Here is a 4,885-nt window from a genome sequence, read left to right as displayed (position 1 = left end):
CTCCCACAAGGGGAGGGGAGTTATAAGAAAAAGGCATTTTCTAAATCGGGATTTGGGTAGCACCTTTAGACGTGCAGCAGGTTTAAAGGTTTAAAAGTTTAATGGCAGGGGTCAGGGCTGTCCTTCCTTAAGAAAATCAGAAGTATTACTCGTATTTTCTTAAATCCTTCTCTGAAAGTCCAAAATAATGGCCAATCTCATGGATGAGGGTTTCCTGAATCTGTTCGATGAGCTCCTTTTCTGTAGAACATATATTTTCAATATTTCTTTGAAAGAGAATTATTCTATCAGGCAGGGGATAGGGGATGTCAAAAAAACCTCCCTTTTTATGGTAGGGCACGCCTGTGAAAAGTCCAAGCAATTGTTTTCTGTTCGACTTTAATCGGTTTATGTCCTCTCTGCTCGGGTAGTCTTCTACAATTACTGTGATGTTTGTAAAATATTTGCGGTATTCTTCAGGCAATGTTTCCAGTGCCTTTTCGACAAGCCTCTCAAAATCATCTCTGCTTACTCTAAAGGGCATTATCAAATTTTACATTTTTTAACCCAAAAATGCATTATAAGAAAACCACAGAAGTATAATATTAACCACAGAGACACAGTGAGAAGTAAGAAGTGAGAAGTAACTTCCCATTTCCTATTTCTCATTTCCCAATTTATAACTCTGTGTCTCTGTGTCTCTGTGGTTATTCTTTATCTCTGTAGTTTTATTAAAATTTATCTCTGTGTCTTCTGTGGTTTATTTGCAGTTTTTAAGAAGGAAATAAAAAAGGGGCCGATTTCTCGACCCCTTTAGTTTCAAAATTTTATCTTTTTCGCCCTGGCGAATCCCGATGCTTCGGGAAAGTCTTAATACATCCCCTCCATGCCTCCGCCATGCGGCATTTTAGGGGCTTTTTCCTCTTCTGGAATCTCTGTGATCATTACAGCGGTTGTAAGCATGAGGGCAGCGACTGACGCTGCATTTTGCAGGGCATACCGGGTTACCTTTGTAGGGTCTATAATGCCTGCCTGTAGCATATCAACAAACTCCTCTTTATTAGCGTCGAAACCGTAATTTGTATTTTTGTTGCCTTTTACTTTTTCAACAACAACCGAGCCTTCAAGCCCTGCATTGTTAACGATCTGTCTTATAGGTTCCTCAAGGGCCCTCTTTGTTATCTCTACACCGATCTGCTGGTCCCTATCAAGTTTTAATTTGTCCAGAGCAGAAATGCATCTCAAAAGGGCAACGCCGCCACCAGGGACTATCCCTTCCTCAACTGCTGCTCTCGTTGCATGCAGTGCATCTTCAACCCTTGCCTTTTTCTCCTTCATCTCTGTTTCAGTAGCAGCTCCAACGTTTATTACAGCTACCCCGCCAACAAGTTTTGCAAGTCGCTCCTGGAGTTTTTCTCTATCATAATCAGAGGTGGTCTCCTCAATCTGGGCCTTTATCTGCTTTACACGTCCCTGTATTTTGGCTGCTTCTCCTGCGCCCTCGACAATGGTTGTATTTTCCTTGTCAACTGTAATCTTTTTTGCCCTTCCAAGGTCAGAGAGTTTTATGTTCTCAAGCTTTATACCGAGGTCCTCTGAAATCATCTGGCCGCCTGTTAGAACAGCTATGTCCTCAAGCATTGCCTTTCTCCTATCGCCAAAGCCAGGGGCCTTGACAGCACATACCTGAAGTGTCCCGCGCAGTTTATTTACAACAAGAGTAGCTAATGCCTCACCTTCTACTTCTTCGGCAATGATAAGAAGTGGTTTACCCATTTTAGCAATCTGTTCGAGTATTGGAAGTAGGTCTTTCATCGAACTTATCTTTTTCTCATTGATTAATATAAGGGTATCTTCAAGCTCGCATTCCATCCTCTCTGGATTTGTAATGAAATATGGTGAGATGTAGCCCCTGTCAAACTGCATTCCCTCAACTACATCAAGGGTTGTCTGCATGCTCTTGGCCTCTTCGACTGTGATGACTCCGTCTTTTCCTACCTTATCCATTGCCTCTGCAATGAGGTCTCCCACAGAGACGTCGTTATTTGCGGAGATCGTCCCTACCTGGGCAATCTCTTTTTTCTCCTGGACAGTCTTGCTCAGTTTTTTTAATTCCTCAACTACTACCTCAACTGCCCTTTCGATTCCCCTTTTGACCTCCATGGGGTTTGCGCCAGCTACGATATGCTTCATTCCTTCCTTGTAAAGAGAATAGGCAAGGACAGTAGCAGTAGTTGTCCCATCACCAGCCACATCAGAGGTCTTGCTGGCAACCTCCCTTACAAGTTGAGCGCCCATATTTTCATATGGGTCCTTAAGCTCGATTTCTTTGGCCACTGTAACACCATCTTTGGTAATAGTAGGTGCGCCATATTTCTTATCAAGAATGGCGTTTCTCCCTTTGGGCCCAAGCGTTGCCTTAACTGCATCTGTGAGAAGACTCACACCTTTAAGGATTGAACTCCTTGCTGCCTCATCAAATAATAGTTGTTTAGCCATTTTCCCTCCTTATTTTTCTATTATTCCTAAGATATCTTCTTCTTTAATAATGAGATACTCCACATTGTCCATTGTTATCTTGGAACCGGAGTACTTATCGAATAAGACTATATCCCCGACCTTGACCTCCATCTTCTGGAGTTTACCGTCCTCTGTTACCCTGCCAGCGCCAACTGCTATTATTTCTCCCTTCTGGGGTTTTTCCTTAGCAGTGTCAGGGATATATAACCCTCCTGCACTTTTTTCAGTCTCCTCAGAATACTTAACCAAAACTCTGTCCTTAAGCGGCTTAAACTTCATACCTTATCTCCTTTCTCTAAAAGTTTAAAGATTTATTATTTATTAGCACTCACTGGAAGCGAGTGCTAATATACACTTAATAAGCATTCAAGACAAGGCTTTATAACGGTGAAAAAAGACAGTAATTGGAGATTATTGGTTTCTTACTCGGTTTTTCTTTTTTTTACTCAAAAATTCTATATTTTTGATAAAATTTTGCCATGGTCTTTTATAAAAGCAAAGCATCTGCTTCAGACAAAGTCTTCTTCAAAAATTAACAATTTCTTGATATTTTTGTAATAAAGCCCTGTTATCTTAAGCCATAATTGAAAAATCCTCGGCTAAAGTTTAAAAATTTGAGAATAAAGGGGTATTCGAAATTTCATCGGAACGATGATAGAAGGAAAGATATTTCCAGAGAAATTTTTATGGGGTGTTGCAACATCCGCTTTTCAGCTTGAGGGTTCTCCCTCCAACCACTACAACCTCTATAAGGAAGACCTCCGTTTGCTTAAGGAACTTGGTGTCAACTCATACAGATTTTCCCTGGAATGGAGCAGGATACAGCCGAAGGAAAATCTATGGGATGATGAGGCAATAGCACACTATCAGGAGATAATTAACATACTCCTTGAAAATAACATTGAGCCCATGGTCACAATCCACCACTTCACGCATCCCCTATGGTTCATCAAAAAATATCCCTGGCACGAGGACACATCAATAGAAAGATTTCTTAATTTTGTAGAAAAGATAGTTTCAACAATAAAGGGTGTGAGATACTGGATTACCTTCAATGAGCCGTATGTTCTTTTACTCGGTGGCTACCTTGAAGGCTGTATGCCGCCGGGCATAAAGGATGCTTCTTTAGCCGTAAAGGCATTAAAAAATATCCTCACGTGTCATGGTATGGCCTACGATATTATCCATTCCAAAATACCTGATGCAATGGTGAGCGTCGCACACAATATGGCTGCCCTTGCACCGTGGAAGAGGTGGAATCCATTAGACAGGCTGCTTTCAAAGATTGCAAAATATTTCTATAACCATTCACTCCTCGATTCCTTACTGACAGGGAAATTAAGTATAAGATTCCCATTCAAAAAGGCCATAGAGATAGAAGTCCCGATTAAGGACAAGCTGGATTTCTTTGGTGTTAACTATTATACAAGGATTCACATGAGGTTCAATCCTTTCAAAAAGATGGGAGCTGAATTAAGACACAGAGACATTGATGGATACGGCCTTACAGACATGGGATGGGAGATACACCCCCATGGACTTGAAAAAGTTTTGCGATACGCATCAAAACTTAGAGTCCCGCTGATAATAACCGAGAATGGCATTGCAACCCATGACAGCCAGAAAAAGATAAAATTTATGAAGAGACATGTGGATGTGCTTGAGAAATGCATCAAAGATGGCATTGATGTCAGAGGGTATTTTTACTGGTCGCTCATTGACAACTATGAATGGCTTCAGGGGCTTGATGCAAGATTCGGGCTTTACAGGGTTGATTTTGATACGCTAAAACGCAGGCCCACCAATGCAGCAGCATATTATTCATATCTAATCAAAAGCAGGTCTTCATTTTAACCGAAAATTAATCCTTCCTTAATAATCCTGTAACTAAAGGACCTTATCATGTTAATAACATGTTAGCAAATATGTTGGTAAATAGTTAGCGATGTTACTGTGTGATTTTCACATTCACACAAAATACTCTGACGGTTCAGTGGAGTTAAGAAGGACAATTGACCTCTTTGGTCAGGCAGGGTTTGATGTAATCGCAATAACAGACCATGTGGTTAATGGGGACAACTCATTTGGAAAACTTGCCAATCGATTCAGACTTTCTGTCAGAGAAGATAATTTTGATGAATACATATCGAACGTAAAGCATGAGGCTGAAAGGGCATGGGATAAGTATGGGATGCTTGTAATTTCTGGAATTGAGATAAGTAAGAACTACCTCTCCTCTGAGAAGTCTGCCCATATCCTTATCATCGACATAAAGGAATTCATCTCTGCCTCCTGGAGTTTTGAGAGAATATTCAGTGAGGCGAAAAGGCAGGATGCCCTGATAATCGCCTGCCATCCCCACCATACATCTGATATAACCAGAGAT

At 41.0% G+C, this 4,885-nt stretch carries 5 protein-coding genes; 2 read left to right on the top strand and 3 right to left on the bottom strand.

The features are described from left to right. Positions 1 to 145 precede the first annotated feature (145 nt). The 3 genes from HZC12_05010 to groES form a co-directional block, all read right to left on the bottom strand. Positions 146 to 523 carry a metallopeptidase family protein gene (locus tag HZC12_05010; protein ID MBI5026087.1) on the bottom strand — a complete coding sequence of 126 codons (378 nt, stop codon included), beginning with the start codon at positions 521 to 523 and terminating at the stop codon, positions 146 to 148. A gap of 326 nt (positions 524 to 849) precedes the next feature. After that, positions 850 to 2,478, bottom strand: a complete 1,629-nt coding sequence (groL, locus tag HZC12_05005) for a chaperonin GroEL (protein MBI5026086.1) — start codon at positions 2,476 to 2,478, stop codon at positions 850 to 852. A gap of 9 nt (positions 2,479 to 2,487) precedes the next feature. Beyond that, positions 2,488 to 2,778 carry a co-chaperone GroES gene (gene groES / locus HZC12_05000; GenBank protein MBI5026085.1) on the bottom strand — a complete coding sequence of 97 codons (291 nt, stop codon included), beginning with the start codon at positions 2,776 to 2,778 and terminating at the stop codon, positions 2,488 to 2,490. A 372-nt stretch (positions 2,779 to 3,150) separates the two neighbouring features. Here groES and HZC12_04995 point away from each other — a divergent pair, with 372 nt between their 5' ends. Then, on the top strand, positions 3,151 to 4,353 hold the full coding sequence (locus tag HZC12_04995; protein ID MBI5026084.1) for a glycoside hydrolase family 1 protein: 1,203 nt from the start codon (positions 3,151 to 3,153) through the stop codon (positions 4,351 to 4,353). A 91-nt stretch (positions 4,354 to 4,444) separates the two neighbouring features. Next, a partial coding sequence (locus HZC12_04990; protein ID MBI5026083.1) for a PHP domain-containing protein occupies positions 4,445 to 4,885 on the top strand: 441 nt, incomplete at its 3' end.

The sequence above is a fragment of the Nitrospirota bacterium genome (assembly GCA_016214385.1).
GTDB lineage: Bacteria > Nitrospirota > Thermodesulfovibrionia > UBA6902 > JACROP01 > JACROP01.
The sequence above is the reverse complement of the archived record's forward strand: the minus strand, read 5'-3'. Positions and strand labels throughout refer to the sequence as shown.

Bases quoted from the DNA above. Each gene is read 5' to 3' on its own strand.
- HZC12_05010 (MBI5026087.1), bottom strand. From the start codon at position 523: ATGCCCTTTAGAGTAAGCAGAGATGATTTTGAGAGGCTTGTCGAAAAG.
- HZC12_04995 (MBI5026084.1), top strand. From the start codon at position 3,151: ATGATAGAAGGAAAGATATTTCCAGAGAAATTTTTATGGGGTGTTGCA.
- groL (MBI5026086.1), bottom strand. From the start codon at position 2,478: ATGGCTAAACAACTATTATTTGATGAGGCAGCAAGGAGTTCAATCCTT.
- groES (MBI5026085.1), bottom strand. From the start codon at position 2,778: ATGAAGTTTAAGCCGCTTAAGGACAGAGTTTTGGTTAAGTATTCTGAG.